Consider the following 22185-nt stretch of genomic DNA (forward strand, 5'->3'; position numbering starts at 1 on the left):
CAAAATCATAGCTCCTACAAATATTAATATTGCAGGTAAAGTGATTTCTGAAACTCGTGTATCTCCTATGGTGATAGACAATTGTACAGGTTTCTCAGAAAGATTAGTTAATTCCAATGTGACTTGATCATTGTGTTCAAAATGAAAGTAGTCGACAGTTACTTTATTAGTTATCTTTCTTATATCTAGAAAATTTCCATGTGAATCAATTACCTTGGCAAGAATATTATTTTGATAACTCTCTGAAGATATTAAATAAAACCCAATTCCATTTCCTTCAACTTTTAATGACGTGGTACCAACCTCAGAATTTCCCAATTGAAAACTGTCTATACTTTTGTTAGCTTCTGATAAGATAACTCCAGCCCAAATTGATCCTGATATGATCAATATTATTCCTATGTGAAATAAAGAAATCGGAAGTCTCATAATTATAATGTGTAACAAAGTCTATCTATTTATAATATCGAGGGCCCGGTGGGATTCGAACCCACGACCTGATGGTCCGAAGCCATCCGCACTATCCGGGCTATGCAACGGGTCCGATCAAGTAAGAATTTAACGGGGCTAAATATCTGTCTAGGTAATTGAAAATATCACAAAGAGTAGCAGGAGTAGAATATGCAATACGGGATATTGCACTAGAAGCTAGGAAACTACAAAAGGAAGGCAAGAAAATTACCTATCTTAACATAGGTGACCCTCTCCAGTATGGATTTCAGCCTCCTGATAGAGTTAAAGAAGCACTTGTCAAAGCTGTTAAGGAAGGCCAAAATTATTATGCATCTTCCGAAGGTCTGCCAGAATTACGTGAAGCAATATCAAAAAAAGAGGCAGTAAAGGGTCTTAGGGTTTTTGAAGATGATGTATTGGTAACAAATGGAGTCTCTGAAGGCCTTGAGATGGTTATGGCATCGATTGTGGAACAAGGCGATGAAGTGCTAATTCCAGGTCCGTACTATCCTCCTTATGCGTCATATGTAAGATTATTTGGAGGAAAACCAATTGAATTTTTGGTAGATCTACACAAATCCACTCCTGATCTAGATGATATTAGATCAAAAATTACCTCTAAAACTGTTGCAATATGTCTTATCAGCCCCAATAATCCCACTGGTGTGGTATTTAGTGAGAAATCTCTAAAAGATTTAGTTGATTTGGCTAATGAGCATGATCTCTACATTATCTGTGATGAGATATATGATCAAATAGTCTTTGACGAAAAATTCACAGGTATAGGAAAAGTTAGCGGTGATTCTCCTATAATTTTGTTGAATGGATTTTCCAAAGTTCACCTAATGTCTGGTTGGCGAATAGGGTATATTGCATTTAACCAATCAAAAAAACTAGAACTATTACGAGAGAATGTACCCAAGTTATCTAGGGTAAGAATTGCTACCAACTTGCCAGTACAATATGCTGCACTAGAATCGCTCAAAGGACCGCAAGATTATATAACAAAATTTGTTTCTGAACTCAAAAAAAGACGAGATTACACCATCAAGAGATTAAATGATATGAATGGAATCAGCTGTTCTAACCCAAAAGGAGCATTTTATGCATTTCCAAAGATTGAAGATAACAAGTATAGTTCTGACAAGGAATTTGTAATACAATTATTGAAAACAACTGGTATTCTGACAGTTCATGGATCTGGATTTGGAACTCAATATGGCACTGGCCACTTTAGAATGGTTTTCTTGCCTGAAATACCGCTACTAGAAGAAGCTTTGAATAAAATCGAAAAATTTGTTGCCTAGTATTTCCAATTTGTAATCTTTTTGGGAGTTATTTCTATGATACAATCAGTTTGGTGTAAAAGTTGCTGGGCAGATTGATTTCTCATATTCTTAAAATACCGAAGTAGGATTTTTTCTGTTAATTGTTTAACTATGTCTGCTTTCAAAATTAGTTTAGCTCTTCCAATTCCCGTCATTCCAACTATATCAGGAGATTTTATCCCAATGTCAATACAAAATGAGACCTTTGAATTCTTTTTGATGTTTTTTGCTTTTCTTGTCTTTGTGTTGGTTCCTACATAGAATTTGTCGTTATCATACATGTACCAGACAGGAACAATGTGAGGATTTCCAGAGGGACCTATTGTAGCAAGACGTAGAATCTTTTGTGATTTGAGAAATTCTTTACTCCTCATAATTTTCTCCCCTTAAACCTAAAACAATGAGAAATCCTGCAATTCCAAATATTCCTATTGATATCTTTTCACTTGTTATGTCGGATGATGTAAAAAAGTCCGCAGTAAAATCTGGTCCCCAAATAAACAAATCTCTCACTATGGGAATTACAGCTACAACAAGGAACAATACACCCATTGCTGTAAACCAATTTTTTCTTCTAACTTTACCCATGATAATATTTGTAAAATAGTAACTAGATTATCTTTATGCCTGGATTCTTCATCTTGTTCTTTATCATTGCATTAAGGAGAATGGGAGTTGCCACTTCAGCTAGATATGACAAAGAACCAGGTCCTAATAATATTGGTCTAAGATTTTTTATCTCTGTTATTAACTGACGTACTATATTGATTGAATCATCAGAGTCTCCGCAAACAAAAATGTCTGAATCCAGTACGAGTTTAGGATCAATTAGTTTTTTCTCGGATATGGTGTGAAATGCAGATACTAACTTTGATTTATTTTTCATATGTTTTTGTACCAATTCAAACGCTGATGGTTTCTTGTCTTTAAAAGAAATAAATTCAAAACCAGCATCAGTCTTTGTCAAGGGAACTATCGGTGATATCACTGTGCAATCATCTCTCACATTAGGTAAAAGTTGAGAACAAATCATATCGATATTTTCATATGGAATTGATAGAACTAGAACATCACTTTCTCTTGCAACTGCAGTATTGTCTTTTCCAGAAATATTGCCTTTGAAAGAGCCATATTCTTTTTGCGCAAGCTCTGAATATTCTTTAGCTGCTTCTTCTGCCTTGGCAGTTTCTCTAGAACCTATTGTAATATCATGATTTTCACACCATCTTAAAGCAAATCCTTTACCCATTCCACCAGTTCCACCAATTATCCCAATCTTCATGAAATGTTGAACAGGCAATGTTATTATTATCTTTATTCAATAAATGCAATCATTATTGACATTATTTCTTTTTCTACGACATGGTCAAGCCAAAAATAATGTTGAGAGGATTCTCGCTGGACGTACAAAAGGATTCCCACTTACAGAATTAGGTATTCAGCAGGCTGAAAAAATAGGAGATTTCCTTAAACCTCTCAATATCTCCAAGATATATTGTAGTCCTATAGAGAGAGCAGAACATACTGCCAGAATAGTTGCAAATAAGATGGATTTGAGATGTGATATAGATGAAAGATTAACGGAAATAGATATGGGAACATTTACAGGAATGCATTATGATGAAATGTTTGAAAAACACGGAAATGTTTTCTTAAAGTTCTATCAAGGTCATCCTGTTATTGAAAATAATGGTATAGAGACATTTTCAAGTGTAAAAAAACGAATTTTAGACATGGTTGATCATTGTTCAAGAAAACACAATGAAGAAACCATTTTACTTGTTACACATATGGATCCTATCAAGTCAATAATATCTACCATTCTTCAACCTAGACCTGAATCATTATATGAAATGATAATAAGAAATGCATCTCTAACAATACTAAAAAACGACCAATCAGTCTTTTCAATGGTTGCAATAAATTCTATGAATTCAGAAAGATATCAGCAGGAATAAAATTCACGTCATTACATATTTCCTTAATTCTGTTTTAAACGAGTCTTCCTTACAATAGCAGAACCAATATCTATGGGTTAACGAAATTATCAATAGATTGAAACTAATAATAATTCTCTTAATAGTTTTTACAGTTCTTGGAAATTTCTTATCATACGCATATGCTTTACAAATGTCTACTGATAGAGAAGTTTACTCGGAGGGTCAACCACTACTAGTCTATGGAACCGGTCTGCCAAATGAGCCGATAATTATAAGACTTTTTGCACCTGACGGTACTATAGCACAATTTGATCAGATTACGGCTGATGCTGGCGGAAACTTTGAACATATTCTAATCAGATGGCCAAATGCTACTACAACATACACATATGGAACTTATACTGTTGAGGCAATTGCTTCAAAGGAGCAAGGGCAATCTCAAAAAATTGATGTTAAATTTGCTCCATCGACAACATTAGAAAAAATTCCCATTCAAAGAATTGTAAATGTTGTAGTATTTACCCCTCAGACTGCAGCAATTAACCAAACATTTCGAGTTTTTGTTCAAGTCACAAGTGATGGATTGTTGGTAGCAGGTGACCCGTTGAAAATACTGGGTACCTCACACGTTCATCTTCCATCTGGTGATGTGGAAAGTCTTGCAAATTCTTTAAAGACTCTTCACCAGGGTCTCTATTATGCAGATTATACCCCTACACAAGAAGGAACATATGTTTTTCATATAGTGTACTTTGATCAGGGAACTATTTCTCATGGTTCATCTGCCACACAAGTTCTTAAACAAAACATAGAGGGAATTTCCAATCAGATATTGAAATTAAATTCTGTTCTTGATTCTACTTCGCAAGAACTTGATAAATTAAAAACTGAGATCCAAGGATTTGGTAATGTTTTAGATACTAGTCAACAATCTATATCTGAGGCAAATCAGAACATAAACAAAAGTGTATCATCAATGTCTGATTCTGTTAAAAATATAGAGGAAGCATCTGGCCAATTTAATTCATTATTCCTTCCTGTTGTTGCTCTTATTGCAATAATTATCGCACTACAAATAACAATTCTTGCTAGGCGACGTTAGACTCCATGGTAAAGAATAAAAATATCATTTCAAAAACGGGATTTTTTTTGATTTGCATTTTGATGTTTTCTCTCTTTCCAAAATCGGCAATTGGTTCATACGATATAGATCTTCCAAAAATTACAACAGATGTCAACATAAATCAAGTCTCAGATCTGATAAACTTTCAACCATCTGAGAATCAAAATCAAATTAAAAGATACATTGTTTTTGGCTCCGGTTCTGTTACTGATATAGTATCACGGGCCAATCACGTTACTTATGGGGTAGATTTGGATCATGGATCTTTTGCTATGGGTTTTTTTAATCAGGATGAAGTATCAAATTTAAAATTAAATGGATATAACGTAATGGAGGATTTACCCTTAGAATTTGACTCTCTAAAATCTGATCTCCCTATAACTGAGGTTTCAAGAGTCGATCAAATTCTAGGCTCTGACAAAGTTTTTGACAATTATGGATATACTGGAAATGGCATCAATATAGGAATAGTAGATACTGGAACTGATTTTTCAAATCCTGATATGAGGGATTCTATAGCTCGTGATAAGAATAACATTCCTGTAATGATTGATGCCGATGGTCAAGGAATTGTACTAACAAATGCAACATTTGTTGCAAATATCAATAGTAAAGGAATAATACAAAATTATACAAAATCTATTCCAAAAAATGTAACATCTTCTGTTTATGTAACTTCAAAAGGAGTATTTCTTGATTTGAATAAAAAAGGTAAGGGAACATATGTTCAAGTCTATAACTCTCTATACCCAAAAGGAGGTAATCCTGTCTTGAATGGAACTGTCTCAGACGACTATAAGATAGGAAAAGATCCAAAACACTTTATTGTTTCCAAAAGTGGCGTGTACCATTTTGGTATGATATATGAGAGTATATCTTTTGGCCAATTATTTAGACTGCAAACGGTACCCGTTCTTGTCGTTGATTCAAACATTCCAGGTTTGTATGATACAATAATTGCAGACATGTCAGATTCTTGGAAAGACTTTGAAAAATTCGATAATCCTATTTTGCCAAAATATGATTTTGATTTTACCGATGAAAAACCCACCACCTTAGGGGACGGAAACGAGTATCTTGTATATGATTCAAACCATGATGGCAAATCAGACTATAGTGCAGGAACAGTGGGGGCACATGTGTTGGATGTGTATGGAGTAATTGCAAAACCGTCTCTAGTTAACAAAAATTTAGGGGCAATCAATGGTACACTTCTTCCTCCACTTGATCCTCATGGAAATTTCTTTGGAATAATGTACGATTATGGAGGTCATGGAACAGGAACAGCTGGTTCTATTGTATCTGTTGGCAAAGAAAGTTATGATGTGTATTCCACGTCAACAAAATATCACATAAGAGGAGTAGCTTCTGGTGCAAAAATAGTTCCAATCAAGGCACTTTGGTTAGGTGATGCAATTTACGGTTGGCTATGGGCAGCAGGATTTGATCAAGAAAAAAATCAATGGAAGTATTCGGGTAATCCTAGAGTGGATGTTCTGTCAAATAGTTGGGGGATATCGACTTTTCCTGCACTTCAATCAGTTCCGGGACTTGACGTACAATCACTTTTACTTGGTGCACTTGCCGTTCCTCATTCTCTTGATGTAAATTATCCTGGAATATTGGTAGTTAACAGTGCTGGAAATGCAGGGCCAGGTTATGGAACTCTGGGAACGCCTGATGCTGCACCATTTGGTATAACTGTTGGTGCGGTGACTGACAATGTTTTTGTTGGATATGGGCCATTCAAGAACCAACCAAGATTTGGTAACAATACTTCTCATTATGGTGAGGTATCTGGATTTTCCAGTAGAGGGCCATCCCTAATAGGAGATCCTAAACCAGATCTGATGGCGATAGGAGAATATAGCTATACTCCTACATCGGTGTCACAAATTAGTAAAAATAGTACTGGTGAATATGGATTGTTTGGAGGAACCAGCTTGGCAGCACCTCTAGTGGCAGGTTCCGCAGCTATTCTTATGGAGAGTCTAAAAGATAACAACATCCCTTACAATTCTTTTACAATAAAAAATATTCTCATGTCAACTGCGACTGATTTGGGTAATGATCCTTTCACACAAGGCTCTGGATTGGTAAACATAACAAGAGCCATTGATTTTGTGCTAGGAAACAATGATGTCTTTGAAGTTTATAATGATGCATCATACTATAACACAAAGAAAATCTTGGATCCTGCTTTGCGTACAATGAACTCATCTTCTGTGGGTTTGAAGAAAATCCAACTTACAAATTCCTCATTGCCAGAAACATCTTGGTTTGGAGGTAGATTGTTTCCGGGAGATAGAACATCTGCTACTTTCACAATAGTAAATCCAACAAATCATACTCTAGAAGTAGATATTCAACCACAAAAACTTGGATTGATAAAACTTGATACTTATAACGGAACAACTCAAGTACGATTACAGGATCCACTCATAAAAAAATCAGGAGTGTATAGACCGAATTACATTCCGTTACAAGAAATACAAAATCATGCAAGTCTTGCATCTTTTTTTGAAAAAACAAAACCTATTCCAGATAATGTTTCCCTATTGGTTCTTGATTTGACATCTCCATTTTCACAATTTATGAACTCATCTGCAAAAACATATGCTGATGACATGAAGATTTCATCATTGTATCTGTATGATTGGAATACAAAAAATGATAGTTCCATACCTGCCTCTCAAGATCTCTCTTTGATTAATAGAGGCGGTGCATGGGGAACTGTGCAAGAACTCCGAGTCTCAGAACCTGCAGCACAGATAAAACACACCCCATTAGTTGGAATTTATCCAGTTCCTACTAGATACTCCTATTGGACTGGAGATACAAAGAAAAATTCAACATCATCTGATTTTACTTTGACTGCAAGTTATTATAAAAAAATATCATGGAATGATATATGGTTAAATTCAAAAAATATTCAGATCAAACCTCATGGAACCGCTAAGGTTATAGCTACTCTAATTGTTCCTTCAGATGAGACTCCTGGACTGTATCAAGATTTTATCAACTTTAAAGATGATTTGCATACAGTTAATGTTCCCGTATCATATGCTGTAATGAAAAAACTTCAACCAAAAGATCTGCCTACTGTAATACAAGGGCAAAATGGTGATGCACTATATGGAAATGGGTACATTGGAGGGGGATTTGATATGGCAAATAGATACAACGCAGGAGATTGGCGTCAATATTATTTTGATGTCACTGATAAGACAATTAATTCAGTAGCAATGAATCTTTCTTGGAAAGATCCTGATACAAATCTATCCGTATTTTTAATAGATCCACAAGGAAGAATTATTCAAACAAACTCTCCACCTGGTGTACTTGGACAATTTCAAGGATGGCCAACTGGTGATTGGCTAGGACCAAGCCCGGTCTTTAGTGAGGGTGGTGGATTTTATCCAATAAAAAATACGGATGCGACATCTACTGTATTATTTGCTTCTCTAAACCAAACTGGAGTTTATTCATTATTGATACATGCGCCATTATTTGGTGGAAGATCAATTGCAGAACCTGTAACGATTACTACTAAATTCTCTACACTCTTGCCAATAGAATCACCGCCTCAGTTGATTCTAGATATCCCACTTTTCATAAATAGTAATTATACAATTAATCCAAAAATAATAGGTGATAGTATTGAGAATAAAGAATATTATCTTGACAACGAGACAGCACAGATAATTGATCAAGAAAAACTAACAGAAGACATACGAAATCTTTCAGAAGGAGAACATGATCTTAAATTTGTAATAACAGATACTGTTGGGCATAGTATATCCAAAGAGTTTAAATTTGTAATAGACAATACTCCGCCAGAGATTATTTTACAATCACCAAAGAATTATTCTGTAGTTTCTGGAGTGGTCAATATTGATTTGGATGTGAATGAATTGAATCTTGCACAAAAAGACTGGTTGACTATAAAAACCCCTAAACAGATTTTCCACGATGTTAAAAGTATCCAATTTGATACCACATCTCTTGCCAATGGAAATTATACCATTGAAGCTATGGCAAAAGACCGGGCGGGAAATATAAAAATGGCAAATATTGTGTTAACCGTAGACAATTCTAGTCTTGGCATATCATCCCCTAGTCAACATAACAGCGATCAGAATTTTACAACCTTGATTGAAATTGTACTAGGAATTGCCATAGCGTTAACAATAACCGTTTTTACTTTGAAAAAATTAAAAATTTCAAAAAGTTAGACAAGGTTTATATGCAATTTTTCCGAAACGGAGCTTTGAATGTCTGAGCAAGATTCTACCAAGGATCCTCTATCACGACGTGATTTTCTTAAATTATTAGCTGCTGCAGGTGTTGCTTTGACTTTTACACCCTTTATTCCATGGGGTAAATTCATGCCCAACCCATCAAATGCATCTTTGGAGAGGGCACAAGTTATACTGCCAGATGGAACACAAGCAAACGTTAAGACTTTTCCAAAAAATCACTCTGAGGTTATTACTTATCCAAAAACCGGAGATAGTGTTCTTGATCAAGAGGCATTTAAAAAATGGCAGTTTATTCGATTACCTGATGAACTTGGTGGCGCTGTAGATGATGTTAGTGCATTTCGTGCATATAGTATGGTTTGTTTACATTTATGGTGTTTATGGAAATACTGGCCACAAGAAGGTAGAAAAAGAGGAGAATGTCCATGTCATGGAAGCATGTATAATCCATTAAACGGAAAAGCCTTTGCAGGACCAGCTTCACTTCAAGCTTCTCCATCAAATGTACTGGCAACTCTTTATTTTGAAGCTGATAATGATGGAAATTTATGGATTAAACCAGCAGTATGGTCTGTAAACGAAAATGGAATAGTGGGGTATGGTCGTTTCCTTAAAACGTAGAAACGGTCTAGTAGATTTTTTCTACTGGATATGGGATGGAATGGAAAGAACCGTATTTATCGGAACTAAATTTTCTTTTCCATCAAGATTTGTAAGTCCATTTGGATTCCTGGGAATGCTCACATTTGTGATGTTTGTAATTCTGGGAGTCACTGGTGCATTATTGATGTTCTATTATGAACCGATATTAGACAGAGCGTGGGACAGTGTTCAAAAAATCAACGATACCGTTCCTTATGGATTTATGATACGAAATATTCACTATCATGCTTCAAATGCAATGGTTCTACTTGCAGTACTTCACATGTATTACCAATACTTTAGTGGGAGATACAAAATAAGAAATGAAATTATCTGGGTCACCGGTGTAGTACTTGGTACTGTAACTATTTTGGAAGCATTTACTGGATATGATATTATATTTAGTGAACGTGCTGAACTTGCAATCAGTATAGCTGCCTCTCTTACTAATTCAATGCCAGTAGTTGGACCTACAATTCGTGACGCAATGTTTGGTTCAGGCTTTGCTGATTTTATTCTTAGATTCTATACAATGCATGTATTTCTCTTGCCAGTAGTAATGCTAGGATTAATGGCAGTTCACATGCCACGATTTTTGGTCTTTGATGTTCCATTGGTAATGGCAATTTCTGGTGCGATATTTATAACAGGTGGAGTTTTCCCCGTTGATCTTGGTTCCAAGTTTGAACCTACAGTGCCGCCAGGAATTACTGTGCCTGAATGGTATCTTACAGGCATCTATGCATTCTTGAGGACACAATATGACAAATTTGTAACAGGTGTATTGTGGCCTGGTGTATTCATTGTAGCAATCGCAATGACTCCATTCATAGATAGGTACAAAAAATTCTCATGGAAAGATAGGCCTATAGTAACTGCGTTTGGTATTACTGGCATTACCCAAGTCATGGTGACAACATATTGGGGCTTTTACATTACACCTGATATTACTAAACCACTTGTTGCTAGACTTGTAATTGATCCGATCTTCTTCTATTTGGTAATGTTATTACTGGTTCCTATAGGATTTGGATTCTCGTACATGATGATATTACTTGCAAAAGAATCAGAAAGAAAAGCAAAATTGGCAGCTTCAAAAGCTCCACATAAATCGTCACCAATTAATCTCTCAGGAAAATGGATTAACTGGTTAATTGTAGCGCTACTTGCATTCCAAGTGTATCTTAACATCGCAGCATATAACGCAGCACTGGCTGGGATGAAAAACTTTGCTCTATTTCTAACAGGATTGATTCTTATGGTATTTGCTGGACTATTCCATCTTTATCGACACGGATTAAATGAAGCAAAGAAGATCCAAGTTCCACCACCGGCAGAAGCAGAATCTCCAAAAGCACTTGATGGTAAAGAACTCTCTGGAAGTCTACCTCAATAGACTCGAATATTGTTCTTATTCCATAATCTCTTCATGCTTAGAAAATAAATCATATTTGATAATTATCCAATTATTTTTGTATAGCTTTATAAGACTAAAAACAAGATCAGAAAATAGTTGAGTCTTCCATCCTCCAGTCATGCGTATGGAATAGGATTGATCGCAGTTATCATCGGAGCTGCACTTGGAGTTTCATATTACCAACTTTACTATATACCAGAGTTTAACGCAAAGCCCATAATTCCAGACAAAGTTCTTCATCCCAGTGATACGACTACAATAATTATTATACCTGGTTCAGAAAATCCATCACAAACTCAAAACTTTACACCAAAGACAATTACGACTCAACTAGGAGTAAACAATCTTGTAATCTGGAAGAATACTAGTGAAGCTGCTCATACTGTTACCCCTGACAAGCCATTCAAGGATGGTTACAATGGAGCCTTTGGATCTCCTGGAGTTATCAAACCAGGTGCTACATACCAATTTGTCTTTACACAGGAAGCTGTTATACCATATCACTGTGAACCTCATCCATGGATGACGGGAACTATAACCATAGTACATGGGGCTACGACATCCTAAGACCAAATTACGATAAATATAAGAAAATCAGGGCATTATTTTTCCAAAAACAACGTCACTTTCAATCTCTTTGTGTTCTTGAATTATTGATACTCTAAATTTTATTTCATGAATTTCTTTGGGCTCAAATTCTATTGAAGCAGTAAATTCAACTAAATTTTGTGGTATGTCGTTTTTATTAATAAATAATCTTGAGAGATTCTGTGATATGGACTTGTTATTGTACGATCTATAGACTATGAGCTGATTGGACCCTAGAATTTGAGCATTAACTACAACTCCATCATATCTTCCAGAATAATTTACTTGGATTTTTCCTTTAATCATCTCATGAGGCTTGAAAGTAAGATTTTCTAATTTTAGTTCAATGTCTTTCATATGACATTGATCTTCAAATGAAGATATTAAATTGTTAGAAATCTAACGTCAAAGATATTCTTCTCAAATTATCTAGAAAACGGGCCCGAAGGGCTTCGATCCCTTGACCACTGGATTAGAAGTCCAGCACTCTATCCAAGCTGAGCTACAGGCCCAAATATCGGGCAATTAGTAGCCATATTAAGGGTTTTTACAACCATTTTTTTTCATTAAGATCTCTTTCCATCTTGAAGAGAAATTGTTGTGCATAACCTGCATATGGCCCAAAATATTCTACAATCTCTTCATGAAGTTTTTCATATTTTTTTTCGGTTACTGGTTTTTCTGATATGTTGTCAAAAAATTTCTTATAATATTTTAACAAAATTCTTTGTGTCCATCTGTCAATCGGGAAAGCTTCCATTTTGTCAAGAGAAAATAATGCAATACAGTCTGCTACCTTGTTGCCTATTCCACGAATTTTTTTCAGAGATTCTACAGCAGTATGATAGTCTGTTTTTTTTAGCCATGCAAAATCGATCTTGTCTGAATTAACTGCTTGGGCTGCTTCTTTGACATATTTTGCTCTAAATCCTAGTTTGCAATCTACCAGATCTTTCATAGTTGCATTTGCGAGAATCTCTGCTTTTGGAAATGTACGTAGTTCATATCCATCAAATTCTTGCTTGGCGCCAAATTTCTTGCATAAATTTTCTAGCATTGATTTGATGTTTTGTATGGATGAGTTCGATGAACAGATGAATGATACATAGCACTGAAACGGATCCTGCCTTATCAATCTCAAACCTGGGGATTGCTTTACAGCATTTCCTACCATCTTGTCTTTGCTAATGTTTAATAGTATTTTTTCTAAATTATCACCTGATCTGAGAAAGTTATCCATGTTATTAGATGACGATCTAGCACTGAAAGGTGACTGATTCAGAATGAGAATATCCTGACCATCTATTCCTATCCACTGGTCTTTGATTTTATTCCAGAGAAAAACCTGCCCACTGTTAATTGTGGTTTCTATGTCTATCGCATATGCCTTTCGCATGTTATACGGTTATTGTTTCGCCTGCATCTGGTGCACGTGCATCAAATCCTAACTTTTCATGTATCTCATCTGCAAACTTTGTACAAGAGTCCATGTCTCCATGAACAGTAAGAACTTTGGGATTACCCTTTATTTTCTTCATCATTTCAAAAAGGGAATCTCTATCTGCATGTCCTGAAAATTCAAACTGTCTTACTTCTGCTTCACACTTGAACTCCTTTCCTCTTACACCCACTCGTCCTGTATCCAAAAGTTTTCTTCCCGGTGTTCCTTCTCCTTGATATGAAACTAGCGCAATACCATTTCTCTTATCTAATGCTAAATTCTGCAAATAAAATACTGCAGAACCACCTACTAACATTCCTGCAGGTGAAATTATGACAGCTGGTTCATCTAGTGCTTTCTTTCTTTCTTTTTCTCCTTTTATCCAAACTGCTTGGTGAACAGAATCAGCAAATACTTTTGGATCACGTAAATACTCTGGATAATTCAACATTATTTCATTTACTTTTACAGCCATGCCATCCATTACCACTTTATGTTTGAATCCGGCGTTCTTTAAGACACATGCAATTTCTTGAGATCTTTCCACTGAAAAAGCAGGTACAAAAAGAGAGCCTTTCCTATCCAACACTTCATATGCAAATTCCATGAACTTTTCTTCTGACTCATTTCGTGGCATCTGGTTTGTCTGAGAGTACGTACTTTCAGTAATCACTAAATCAACCTCACCAAAATCAAGATCCGCCTCTCTTAGCATTCTTGATCCTTTTGGGTTAATGTCTGCAGTGTAAAATAATCTCTTATTTTCAGATTCAACTATGACTGATGCTCCTCCTAAAACATGGCCTGATTCGAGTAGCTGAAAAGAAGCATTTCCACGTTCAATTTTTTCTCTATATTTTATTTCCTTTGAATACATCATCATCTTTGAAACACTAGCAAAATCGTATGGTAGCTGAGTTTTTTGAATTCTAAGCATATCTTCTATTAGCAATCTTGAAAGGTCAAACGTTGGAGGGGTGGCATAAACATCAGTACTACCATTTACAAAGAGTGCAGGCATGTTGCCTGAGTGATCAAGATGGGCATGAGTTATAATAGCCGCGTTTATCTCATGTGGATTTACTGCTATTGGATATAGTGATTCTTTTCTTAATTCTACTCCGTAATCTAATAGAAAACTAGCACCATCGCAATTTACTTGAAACGCAGATCTGCCCACTTCTTTGGCTGCCCCTAGAACTCTTACTTGCAAGAATCAAAACTTTTTCAAAGGACTTTTAAATCTTTAGCACTCAGATCGGACCTGACTTATTATATTTCTTGGATGATTTGCAAAAGACTTAATTAGATCAAAAAAAATGATCCGACTATGGGTAGAACTTTTGAAGCATGGTGGAGTACAATCCCAAAAGACCTTAGAGACAAAGTTCGAAAAGGCGATGAGGGAAACAAACCACTATTGAATCAAATAAACTGGATTTGGGTTCACAATATGATGAATCAGAAAGGAGATCTAAATCCTTCATCTGCGGAATTGCTTGACTGGGTAACATCAGGCCAGATTGAAGCAATGCGCCAAATAAAGAAGTAAAAATATCATTTATACTTTCTTTTTGTTTTTCTTTTATTTTGAAAACTTGAGATAATTCTATAACTCCGTTATGGATTTTGCAGATCATTTAAATAGCAAACGATGAAAGATCAAAAACAGAATGCCAATCGCAATTCTTCCAGACGTTGATGAGCAGAGATGTATAGGCTGTGCGCTATGCGTAGAGATCTGTACTTCTCTTGGTCCAGACGTTCTTCGTGTAAAACCAGTAGATGGTTGGAAAAGAGGTAAAGCATTTGTATTTTATCCAGAAAGATGCATCTCAGACGGAGCATGCATTGGAGTTTGCCCAACAAAAGCAATCTTCTGGATGAGACCAATGACTTACACTCCAGGACAACCAGTACCTCTACACAAGAACGGTATATTCGTAAAAGGCTGGGCAGAAGACGCCGCACTATAAGCGGATTCATTCTTCTTTTTTATTATTTTTTAATATTGATAAATTTGATTTTTGGTTTTAGGCCTTTAGACTGGTATTTTAAGAACTCATCATTTGTGGCATAAATTTTCTTGAATTTGTTGTTTTTAAGAAACATACTCCAAGTTTTAGTGAATTCCGGAAATTCATTTTGATTAAAGTCTGTATTCGATATGACATAGTGAGCCGCAGGATAAATATCTGATAGTTCCAATGGGATTATTCCAAGGTAGGGATTGTATTGACAAAATTGTATGTCATCTAATTTAGAAGCAAATTTCTTTTTTAGGTTGTTATATTCTGTTGAAGTATAAAATGGTCTTATGCTACCATCTGGTATTATTACTAGTGTCTTCTTTTTTGTTTTGAATTTACGTACAAGTGAATGGAATCTAAAAATCTCAGGTCTGTATTGATCTTCTTTGGAAAAAAGAAACACTGCGTTCTCTTTGTATCGTGGTGTAGTTTCTAAAAAGAATGAGGTATTGTTAGTAAAAGTAGATATTGTTTCAAACAACTTGGGATGAGATCTTGCCTTTCTTATGGTATATTCCCACAATCGTCCTTCATGAATGGCCTGTTTTACTCTGTCTACCTCAGCCTTTATGGCAAATAGATTGTGGAGCGCTATCTTGTTAGTTCTATCCTCTTTATCTAGAGATAGCATCTCTTTTGGTTTTAATCTGGTACACACTTCACAGTTACAAGAAAAATATGCAACTTCAGAGAGATGGGCAGTACCATCTTCCATAATGTATCTATCATGTTTTGCATATAGCATGTAAGATGCAGAATCAAAGGTATCACAGCCAAGTGCCACTGCGAGAGGTATGGTAAGTGGATGTCCTGCTCCAAATAGATGAAGCGGAATAGAATCTGGAATCTCTTTTTTTGCAGTTATTATCATTTTGGCAAGTAATTTGTATTCATAAGATTCCATGAATTCAACAGGACTTCCCAAAGCCAACATCTGAAAACCTGAATCAACAAGTGCTCTTGTTGATTTCTTGACTAAATCTGAATGTTCACTACCTTGTATTGGTCCAACCCATATCTGACCATTATCATCCCTAGTATCAAGAGTCTCCTTTGAAACTCTAAGTGTGTGTTGTACATATTCTACTGCTTTCTTTTTTGAAAGTCCAAGTCCTGTCGGTCTATCCAAAGGAATTGCAATATCAGTTCCTATTCCTTTTTCAAAAGCTGCAATTTTTTTATAATCTACATCAATGTCTCCATATTCTAAGACCTGATATCCACCAGAATCTGTCATGATAGCACCATCATAATCGATTATCTTGTGAATGCCTTGTTTTATTGCCTCGTCACCATATCTCTTTAATGTGATGTATGCGTTTGTTATGACTAGATCAAATCCCATCTCTCTTAATTTTTTAGCGGGAATTGTTTGCTTGACTGGATGAATTACCGGAACATATGCTGGAGTCTCAACTTTACCATGATTTGTATGAAGTATTCCTATTCTTCCTGCAAGATCTGATTTTTTTATCTCAAACATTTTAAATTTTAATCTGATATGACGTAATTTGAACCTAGTATGGAAAGAATTTCTGCATGTCTCCTTTCTTGAGAACTAGTTGTAGCCAATCTACATTATCTTCTACTTTACTTCCTTTGAAAGTTGATTCTACCTTCTTTACCATTGTCAAAATTGATTTGTCACTTGTATCAATTTGAAAAGTCTTCTTTCTACCAAATTCATGTACTGTGTCATGATAAATAATTCCTAATATCTCACTGCCTATGTTCTCAAGTGATTTTTTGCTAGTGTATTTTCTTTTCTTGTATATTGATTTCAGTTTATATGGACTTTTTCTTAAAACCACTGCAATTTCTACATACTTTGGTGATATGACATAAGGGGCAAGATGTCCTACAAGTATAGCTCTCTCCGAATTCATTCTGTCTATTATTTTTTTTAGCTTATCAACATCGACATCAAGAGTCCCATTATTCTTTTTGAATATCCCTTCGCTTATTGCAATCTTGTTGATATCGATAATCTCAAGGTTTAGCTTCCTTGAAATCAATTTTGCTATGGTGTGTTTACCCGTTCCTGGATTTCCTGTTATTATTTTCAATAAATACCCTGTAATGGAATGAAATTAAACACTTTTGGAATACTAATAAGAGCATATCTTTGATTAATTCTCATGCAAATTGGCCTACTAGGGAAAACCAATGTCGGAAAATCCACATTCTTTTCAGCTGCTACTCAGACAACTGCACAAGTTGGAAATTATCCATTTACAACTATTGAGCCAAATATGGGAATTGCTTATGTAAAAACTAATTGTGCATGCAAACATTTTGCAATAAATCACAATCATCCATTATGTGTTGATGGAATTCGATTTATTGCAATCAAGCTAGTAGATGTTGCAGGTCTAGTTCCTGGAGCTCATGAAGGAAAAGGTCTTGGCAATAAATTCTTGGACGATGCAAGAACATCTGAAGTGTTAATCCATATAGTGGACGCATCAGGTTCTACTGACATACAAGGTCAACCTGTCCCTGTAGGAACTCATAATCCACTTGAAGATGTTAAATTTGTTGAGGAAGAGTTTGATCAATGGATGAAACAAATACTTCAAAGAGAATGGCATAAGCTTACTAGAGAATTGGAAAGCAAAAGTGGTAAGGTGATTCAAGCAATTGCACAAAGATTTAGTGGACTTGGAATCGATGAATATGACGTAGAGACTGTAATACACAACTTGAATTTACATTCAAAGAAACCTTATGACTGGAGCGAAGACGAACTTGGTTCATTTGTTAAAACGCTTAGAAACCGAACAAAACCAATCATAATTTCTGCAAATAAATCTGATCTTTGCCACGATCTTAGTATCTTGGATGAATTCAAAAAAATACATCCAACTATTGCATGTAGTGCAGAAACTGAACTTCTTTTGAGAAAAGCGGCAAAGGGTGGAATAATCCAATATCTGCCAGGCGAAAAGTCTTTCAAGATTAAAGATGGAATTAATCTAAACCCTCAACAGAAAAGTGCGCTTGATCTTGCAGAAAAAGTTGTATCTAAATTGGGCGGAACTGGGGTTCAGCAGGTACTTGATTCTGCATGTTTTGATCTTCTAAAATTAATTACGGTATTTCCAGTTGAAGATGAAACAAAATTATCTAATAAAAATGGCGAAGTTCTACCTGATGCAAAACTCTTACGACCAGGATCTACTGCACGAGACCTAGCAAAGTCAATACATCAGGATCTCGCAAATGGTTTTCTTTTTGCTATTGATGCAAAAACAAAACAAAGGGTAGGAGCGGAACATCAACTCAAAAATGGAGATGTTTTGAAAATCGTATCAACTCTAAGTAGGGGATAAAATGCTCAGTCTTGGAATAGAAAGTACTGCTCATACATTTTCATGTGCGGTAATAGAAAAAAAGGGAAAACAAGGAAAGATTCTATCTGATATACGAAAGATCTACAGACCTCCAGAAGGAGAAGGGATTCATCCACGTGAGGCATCACGTCACCATGCAGAAAATTCTCCAGAGGTTCTTTCAGAGTGTCTCAGAAAAGCACATGTAAAAATTAATGATCTTGATATTGTATCATATGCAGCAGGTCCAGGTCTTGGACCATGTTTAAGAATTGGTGCAGTGGTAGCCAGATCACTGTCTTCGTATTACGATATTCCGATATATCCTGTAAATCATGCACTAGGTCATATAGAACTTGGAAAAATGCTGACTGGTGCAAAAGATCCCTTGGTTTTACTTGTTTCAGGAGGGCATACAATGATCTTGGCATTTCTTTCAAAGAAATGGAGAGTTTTTGGTGAAACTCTGGATATTACTCTGGGTCAATTGCTAGATCAAATTGGAAGGTATGCTGGATTTGCATCACCATGTGGTCCAAAAATAGAAGAGCTCGCATCCAAATCAAAAGAGTATCTTCCGCTGCCTTATGTTGTAAAGGGAAATGATGTGTCATTTTCAGGTCTCTTGTCTGCAACAAAAAGAATAATTCCAAAGGGAATGGAAGCCACGTGTTTTTCATTACAAGAAACTGCATTTTCTATGATAGGGGAAGCAACAGAAAGAGCTCTCTCATTTACTGGAAAAAAAGAACTTTTGGTTGTTGGAGGAGTTGCTGCAAACAAGAGATTGTCTGACATACTTTCAAGCATATGTAAAAGACATAACTGCAAATTTTTTGTAGCACCAAAAGAATATGCTGGAGATTGTGGTTCTCAAATATCCTGGGTTGGATTGTTAGAGTCATCAAAGAAGATGGGGACAAACCTAGAAGATACTTTTGTAAAACAATCGTGGAGACTAGATACTGTGGAAGTTTTTTACTAGGGTAGATATTTGGAAATAGCTTCCTTTACTTCTTTTTCCCACTTTCCAGTATTATATACTCCAAACTTGTAGATCTTTTCATTTTCATCTGTTTTTATTTTTATTCTTACTTTTGTTATCAATCTACCTTCTTTTGCAACTTCTATTATTTGATTGAGGCTAGCCTCAAGAACTGTCTTTCCAAATTTCTTTGAAAAATCAATAATTCTTCCCTCTGTCTTATCAAATGCGATTCTCTTATTTGTTAGCGTAAGAATGCCTGCACCTAAAGAATCTTCAGAACAATCCTCTTGTATTATTCGCTTCTCATCTGACTCCATGTTATTTCTTTTTGTCTCCGATGTTATAATTGTATATTTGACAAATCATAAATTTTGTTTCAAAAAACTATTTTATGAAGTCAAATGATTGTGACTTAAATTATGTTCTACTCTACTAGTTTTCATTGAAACTGCTCAAAAAAGGTGCAGAAGCTGATATCTATATTACATCTTGGAATGATCAAAACTCTGTTTTAAAAATTAGAAAAAAGAAAGATTATCGAGTTCATTCTCTTGATACTAGGATACGAACACTAAGAACAATAAGGGAGGCAAAAATGCTCTCTGAGGCTAAATCTTTTGGAATCACTACGCCACTTGTTTATTTTGTGGATGAGAAAAAATGTGAAATATATCTTCAGTTCATAAAAGGTAAATTAATTCGAGATATTCCTGAACAGCAAATCGTAAAAACATGTGAGGAAATAGGAAAAATTGTGGGAATTCTCCATAAGAATGGAGTTATGCATGGAGATCTGACTACTTCGAATTTTATTCTCTCTCAAAAAGGTTTAGCAATACTTGATTTCGGACTTTCACAAAAAACTGATAAGATTGATGATTTTGCTATTGATCTTCGTTTATTCAAGGAAGTTCTTAATAGTGCTCATGCTCAAATTGTAGATAATGCTTGGACTTTATTCATACAAGGATATAAAAAGATATTGGGGAAAAATATAACAGAAAAAATCATTAATCAAGTTTTGGTCATAGAAAAAAGAGGCAGATATGCAAATGTCAGCTAGTGTATTTTTTGTCAGCTCTAACAAGAATAAATTTGAAGAGGCAAGAAACATCACAGCAAAATTTGGATTAAAATTAAAATTTCTAAAATCCACTCTTCAAGAAATTCAAGCAGATGATGTGAAAGAAATTGCTAGGTATAAAGCCATGGAGGCATTTTCTATTTGTTCAAAACCTGTAATTGTGGAAGATGATGGGCTTTTCATAAAATCATTAAATGGTTTTCCTGGACCGTATTCTTCATTTGTATTTAATGCGATTGGTAACAAAGGAATCTTACGATTAGTATCAAAACCAAGGGATGCATCATTTAGATCAATTATAGCATATTGTGAAAGAGATGGCGATGTACATCTGTTTAGCGCAGATGTAAAGGGAACCATATCGCAAAAAGAACAAGGTTTGAAGTGGGGTTTTGATCCTATCTTTATTCCTCAAGGGAGAAACCAATCATATTCTCAGATTATGGACAAAAACCAAATATCTCATAGATATTTGGCATTGAAAAAATTTGCTAATTGGTATCTAGATACGAGGAAATCACGCGGTCGATGAATCTATTCTGATTCTGAAGAACAACAATTCTTGACATCTCACTTTCGTCCATGATTGAATACATTCCACTCTGCTTTACAATCTGATCTGAAAAATGTCTTATTTCAAATATGTCTGGAGAATTTGTATATTCTAATCTATTTCTTGATCTACCAACGTGCATATATGATTTTAATTCTATAAAATGCACATTAGCACGATTTATCAATCGTGCATATTCTGGAATTAATTTTTCATCAGCGTTATAGTCTTTAATTAAAGTGAAACGTAATACCGTTCTTGTATCAAGTTCTGCAAGTAATTCAAGACTTGTATTCCATCTCTTCCACGCATCTTTGTATTTTGGTCTATTTACTAGATCAAATATTTCTGCGTTTGGAGCATTTGTTGAAAGATACAACTGAGTTGGCAATGCATCTTCGTCACTGAGTCTTTGCAACATTTCAGGCTCTTGACCATTCGTTACAAGAAATATTGATTTTGTAGCCGGGAGTTTCTTTAGATATTTTATAAGCTCCGGCAATTGTGGATACATGGTAGGTTCTCCTGATAGTGAAATGGCATAATGACTAGGAAGAAGTGACTCGTCTAGCTTTTCCTTGTTGCTTTTTGGATCACCGTAATGACCCATGATCAATTTCTTACGTTCTTCCATTAGATTAGACATGATTATCTCTGGAGGTGCAACCTTATCAGATGGCATCTCTAAAGAACTGTAAAACTCCATTGGCCTCCAGCAGTAAACACATCGATTTTCACAAAACATTCCAGCTGGAGAAAATTCCATACATCTGTGAGTTGAAATCCCATAGAACTTGTGTTTGTAACACTGACCATCATCTTTGAATGACTTTTTTGTCCAATGACATAGCTCAACAGTTCCATGATCCGAAACTCCGTACTTTGCTTTCTTTAACTGTTCTAGAATCATTGGCTTGATCTGGATAAATTCGTTTGAAACCTCTACTGTTTCTCCAGAACAACTCATGCCCATTTTTTAGTTGACGGTTTTAATTAAATCTAAG

The 22185-nt window shown here is 35.3% G+C and carries 24 protein-coding genes and 2 tRNA genes; 13 read left to right on the top strand and 13 right to left on the bottom strand.

Annotated features, from left to right (window positions below):
- A partial coding sequence (locus C0Q33_RS03245) for a hypothetical protein (protein ID WP_133121002.1) occupies positions 1 to 429 on the bottom strand: 429 nt, incomplete at its 3' end.
- A gap of 40 nt (positions 430 to 469) precedes the next feature.
- Positions 470 to 544: transfer RNA gene (locus C0Q33_RS03250), tRNA-Arg, on the bottom strand.
- Positions 545 to 587: 43 nt separating this feature from the next.
- Between C0Q33_RS03250 and C0Q33_RS03255 the strand changes: the two genes are divergently transcribed.
- A complete protein-coding gene (locus C0Q33_RS03255) occupies positions 588 to 1760 on the top strand; it encodes an aminotransferase class I/II-fold pyridoxal phosphate-dependent enzyme (RefSeq protein ID WP_101477181.1) in 1173 nt (390 codons plus the stop codon).
- Here C0Q33_RS03255 and C0Q33_RS03260 read toward each other — a convergent pair.
- The 3 genes from C0Q33_RS03260 to npdG are packed head-to-tail and all read right to left on the bottom strand — an operon-like array spanning position 1757 to position 3063.
- Positions 1757 to 2155: a pyridoxamine 5'-phosphate oxidase family protein gene (locus tag C0Q33_RS03260; protein ID WP_320416814.1), complete on the bottom strand. Its 399-nt coding sequence runs from the start codon at positions 2153 to 2155 to the stop codon at positions 1757 to 1759. The genes C0Q33_RS03255 and C0Q33_RS03260 overlap by 4 nt on opposite strands.
- Positions 2145 to 2369, bottom strand: coding sequence for a hypothetical protein (locus tag C0Q33_RS03265; protein WP_101477183.1), 225 nt, complete (start codon positions 2367 to 2369; stop codon positions 2145 to 2147). The genes C0Q33_RS03260 and C0Q33_RS03265 overlap by 11 nt, the downstream gene beginning before the upstream one ends.
- A 22-nt stretch (positions 2370 to 2391) precedes the next feature.
- Positions 2392 to 3063 carry an NADPH-dependent F420 reductase gene (npdG, locus tag C0Q33_RS03270; protein ID WP_101477184.1) on the bottom strand — a complete coding sequence of 224 codons (672 nt, stop codon included), beginning with the start codon at positions 3061 to 3063 and terminating at the stop codon, positions 2392 to 2394.
- Between the two features lie 55 nt (positions 3064 to 3118).
- Here npdG and C0Q33_RS03275 point away from each other — a divergent pair, with 55 nt between their 5' ends.
- The 6 genes from C0Q33_RS03275 (at position 3119) to C0Q33_RS03300 (ending at position 11732) form a co-directional block, all read left to right on the top strand.
- Positions 3119 to 3739 carry a histidine phosphatase family protein gene (locus tag C0Q33_RS03275; RefSeq protein WP_101477587.1) on the top strand — a complete coding sequence of 207 codons (621 nt, stop codon included), beginning with the start codon at positions 3119 to 3121 and terminating at the stop codon, positions 3737 to 3739.
- 97 nt (positions 3740 to 3836) lie between these two features.
- A complete protein-coding gene (locus C0Q33_RS03280) occupies positions 3837 to 4823 on the top strand; it encodes an envelope protein (RefSeq protein ID WP_101477185.1) in 987 nt (328 codons plus the stop codon).
- Positions 4824 to 4885: 62 nt separating this feature from the next.
- Entirely contained in the window at positions 4886 to 9079 is a 4194-nt protein-coding gene (locus C0Q33_RS03285; RefSeq protein WP_165776421.1) for a S8 family serine peptidase, read from the top strand.
- A 39-nt stretch (positions 9080 to 9118) separates the two neighbouring features.
- A complete protein-coding gene (locus C0Q33_RS03290) occupies positions 9119 to 9727 on the top strand; it encodes a twin-arginine translocation signal domain-containing protein (protein WP_101477187.1) in 609 nt (202 codons plus the stop codon).
- Positions 9705 to 11144, top strand: coding sequence for a cytochrome b (locus C0Q33_RS03295; RefSeq protein WP_101477188.1), 1440 nt, complete (start codon positions 9705 to 9707; stop codon positions 11142 to 11144). The genes C0Q33_RS03290 and C0Q33_RS03295 overlap by 23 nt, the downstream gene beginning before the upstream one ends.
- Positions 11145 to 11261: 117 nt before the next feature.
- Positions 11262 to 11732 carry a cupredoxin domain-containing protein gene (locus C0Q33_RS03300; RefSeq protein ID WP_101477189.1) on the top strand — a complete coding sequence of 157 codons (471 nt, stop codon included), beginning with the start codon at positions 11262 to 11264 and terminating at the stop codon, positions 11730 to 11732.
- A gap of 27 nt (positions 11733 to 11759) precedes the next feature.
- On the opposite strand, the gene C0Q33_RS03305 is transcribed toward C0Q33_RS03300, so the two are convergent.
- The 4 genes from C0Q33_RS03305 to C0Q33_RS03320 all read right to left on the bottom strand — a co-directional run bounded on the left by C0Q33_RS03305 (position 11760) and on the right by C0Q33_RS03320 (position 14407).
- Positions 11760 to 12110, bottom strand: a complete 351-nt coding sequence (locus C0Q33_RS03305) for a hypothetical protein (protein ID WP_101477190.1) — start codon at positions 12108 to 12110, stop codon at positions 11760 to 11762.
- An 80-nt stretch (positions 12111 to 12190) separates the two neighbouring features.
- Positions 12191 to 12265: transfer RNA gene (locus C0Q33_RS03310), tRNA-Arg, on the bottom strand.
- Between the two features lie 35 nt (positions 12266 to 12300).
- Positions 12301 to 13149: a DNA-3-methyladenine glycosylase family protein gene (locus C0Q33_RS03315; protein WP_101477191.1), complete on the bottom strand. Its 849-nt coding sequence runs from the start codon at positions 13147 to 13149 to the stop codon at positions 12301 to 12303.
- Position 13150: 1 nt separating this feature from the next.
- A complete protein-coding gene (locus tag C0Q33_RS03320; protein WP_101477192.1) occupies positions 13151 to 14407 on the bottom strand; it encodes an MBL fold metallo-hydrolase in 1257 nt (418 codons plus the stop codon).
- Between the two features lie 117 nt (positions 14408 to 14524).
- Here C0Q33_RS03320 and C0Q33_RS03325 point away from each other — a divergent pair, with 117 nt between their 5' ends.
- Together C0Q33_RS03325 and C0Q33_RS03330 are read left to right on the top strand one after the other, a co-directional pair.
- A complete protein-coding gene (locus C0Q33_RS03325) occupies positions 14525 to 14746 on the top strand; it encodes a hypothetical protein (RefSeq protein ID WP_101477193.1) in 222 nt (73 codons plus the stop codon).
- Between the two features lie 121 nt (positions 14747 to 14867).
- Positions 14868 to 15170 carry an ATP-binding protein gene (locus C0Q33_RS03330; protein WP_101009005.1) on the top strand — a complete coding sequence of 101 codons (303 nt, stop codon included), beginning with the start codon at positions 14868 to 14870 and terminating at the stop codon, positions 15168 to 15170.
- Between the two features lie 22 nt (positions 15171 to 15192).
- Here C0Q33_RS03330 and tgtA read toward each other — a convergent pair whose 3' ends face one another.
- Together tgtA and C0Q33_RS03340 are read right to left on the bottom strand one after the other, a co-directional pair.
- Positions 15193 to 16707: a tRNA guanosine(15) transglycosylase TgtA gene (gene tgtA, locus C0Q33_RS03335; protein WP_101477194.1), complete on the bottom strand. Its 1515-nt coding sequence runs from the start codon at positions 16705 to 16707 to the stop codon at positions 15193 to 15195.
- 34 nt (positions 16708 to 16741) lie between these two features.
- Entirely contained in the window at positions 16742 to 17290 is a 549-nt protein-coding gene (locus tag C0Q33_RS03340; RefSeq protein ID WP_245867302.1) for an adenylate kinase family protein, read from the bottom strand.
- A 72-nt stretch (positions 17291 to 17362) separates the two neighbouring features.
- Here C0Q33_RS03340 and C0Q33_RS03345 point away from each other — a divergent pair, with 72 nt between their 5' ends.
- Together C0Q33_RS03345 and kae1 are read left to right on the top strand one after the other, a co-directional pair.
- On the top strand, positions 17363 to 18556 hold the full coding sequence (locus tag C0Q33_RS03345; protein WP_101477196.1) for a redox-regulated ATPase YchF: 1194 nt from the start codon (positions 17363 to 17365) through the stop codon (positions 18554 to 18556).
- 1 nt (position 18557) lies between these two features.
- The gene (gene kae1 / locus C0Q33_RS03350) at positions 18558 to 19541 is read left to right on the top strand and encodes a KEOPS complex N(6)-L-threonylcarbamoyladenine synthase Kae1 (protein ID WP_101477197.1); all 984 of its coding nucleotides are present in this window, start codon (positions 18558 to 18560) and stop codon (positions 19539 to 19541) included.
- Here the strand turns inward: kae1 and C0Q33_RS03355 are convergent.
- On the bottom strand, positions 19538 to 19861 hold the full coding sequence (locus C0Q33_RS03355) for a hypothetical protein (RefSeq protein WP_101477198.1): 324 nt from the start codon (positions 19859 to 19861) through the stop codon (positions 19538 to 19540). The two genes, kae1 and C0Q33_RS03355, sit on opposite strands and share 4 nt — an antisense overlap.
- Before the next feature lie 125 nt (positions 19862 to 19986).
- Between C0Q33_RS03355 and C0Q33_RS03360 the strand changes: the two genes are divergently transcribed.
- The gene (locus C0Q33_RS03360; protein ID WP_101477199.1) at positions 19987 to 20607 is read left to right on the top strand and encodes a KEOPS complex kinase/ATPase Bud32; all 621 of its coding nucleotides are present in this window, start codon (positions 19987 to 19989) and stop codon (positions 20605 to 20607) included.
- A complete protein-coding gene (gene rdgB / locus C0Q33_RS03365; protein ID WP_320416815.1) occupies positions 20597 to 21160 on the top strand; it encodes an RdgB/HAM1 family non-canonical purine NTP pyrophosphatase in 564 nt (187 codons plus the stop codon). The genes C0Q33_RS03360 and rdgB overlap by 11 nt, the downstream gene beginning before the upstream one ends.
- Here rdgB and twy1 read toward each other — a convergent pair.
- Positions 21120 to 22148 (bottom strand): 4-demethylwyosine synthase TYW1, encoded by a 1029-nt coding sequence (twy1, locus tag C0Q33_RS03370; protein ID WP_101477588.1) that lies wholly within the window; start codon positions 22146 to 22148, stop codon positions 21120 to 21122. The two genes, rdgB and twy1, sit on opposite strands and share 41 nt — an antisense overlap.
- Positions 22149 to 22185 lie beyond the last annotated feature (37 nt).

Source organism: Candidatus Nitrosotalea bavarica, from assembly GCF_900167955.1.
Lineage (GTDB): Archaea > Thermoproteota > Nitrososphaeria > Nitrososphaerales > Nitrosopumilaceae > Nitrosotalea > Nitrosotalea bavarica.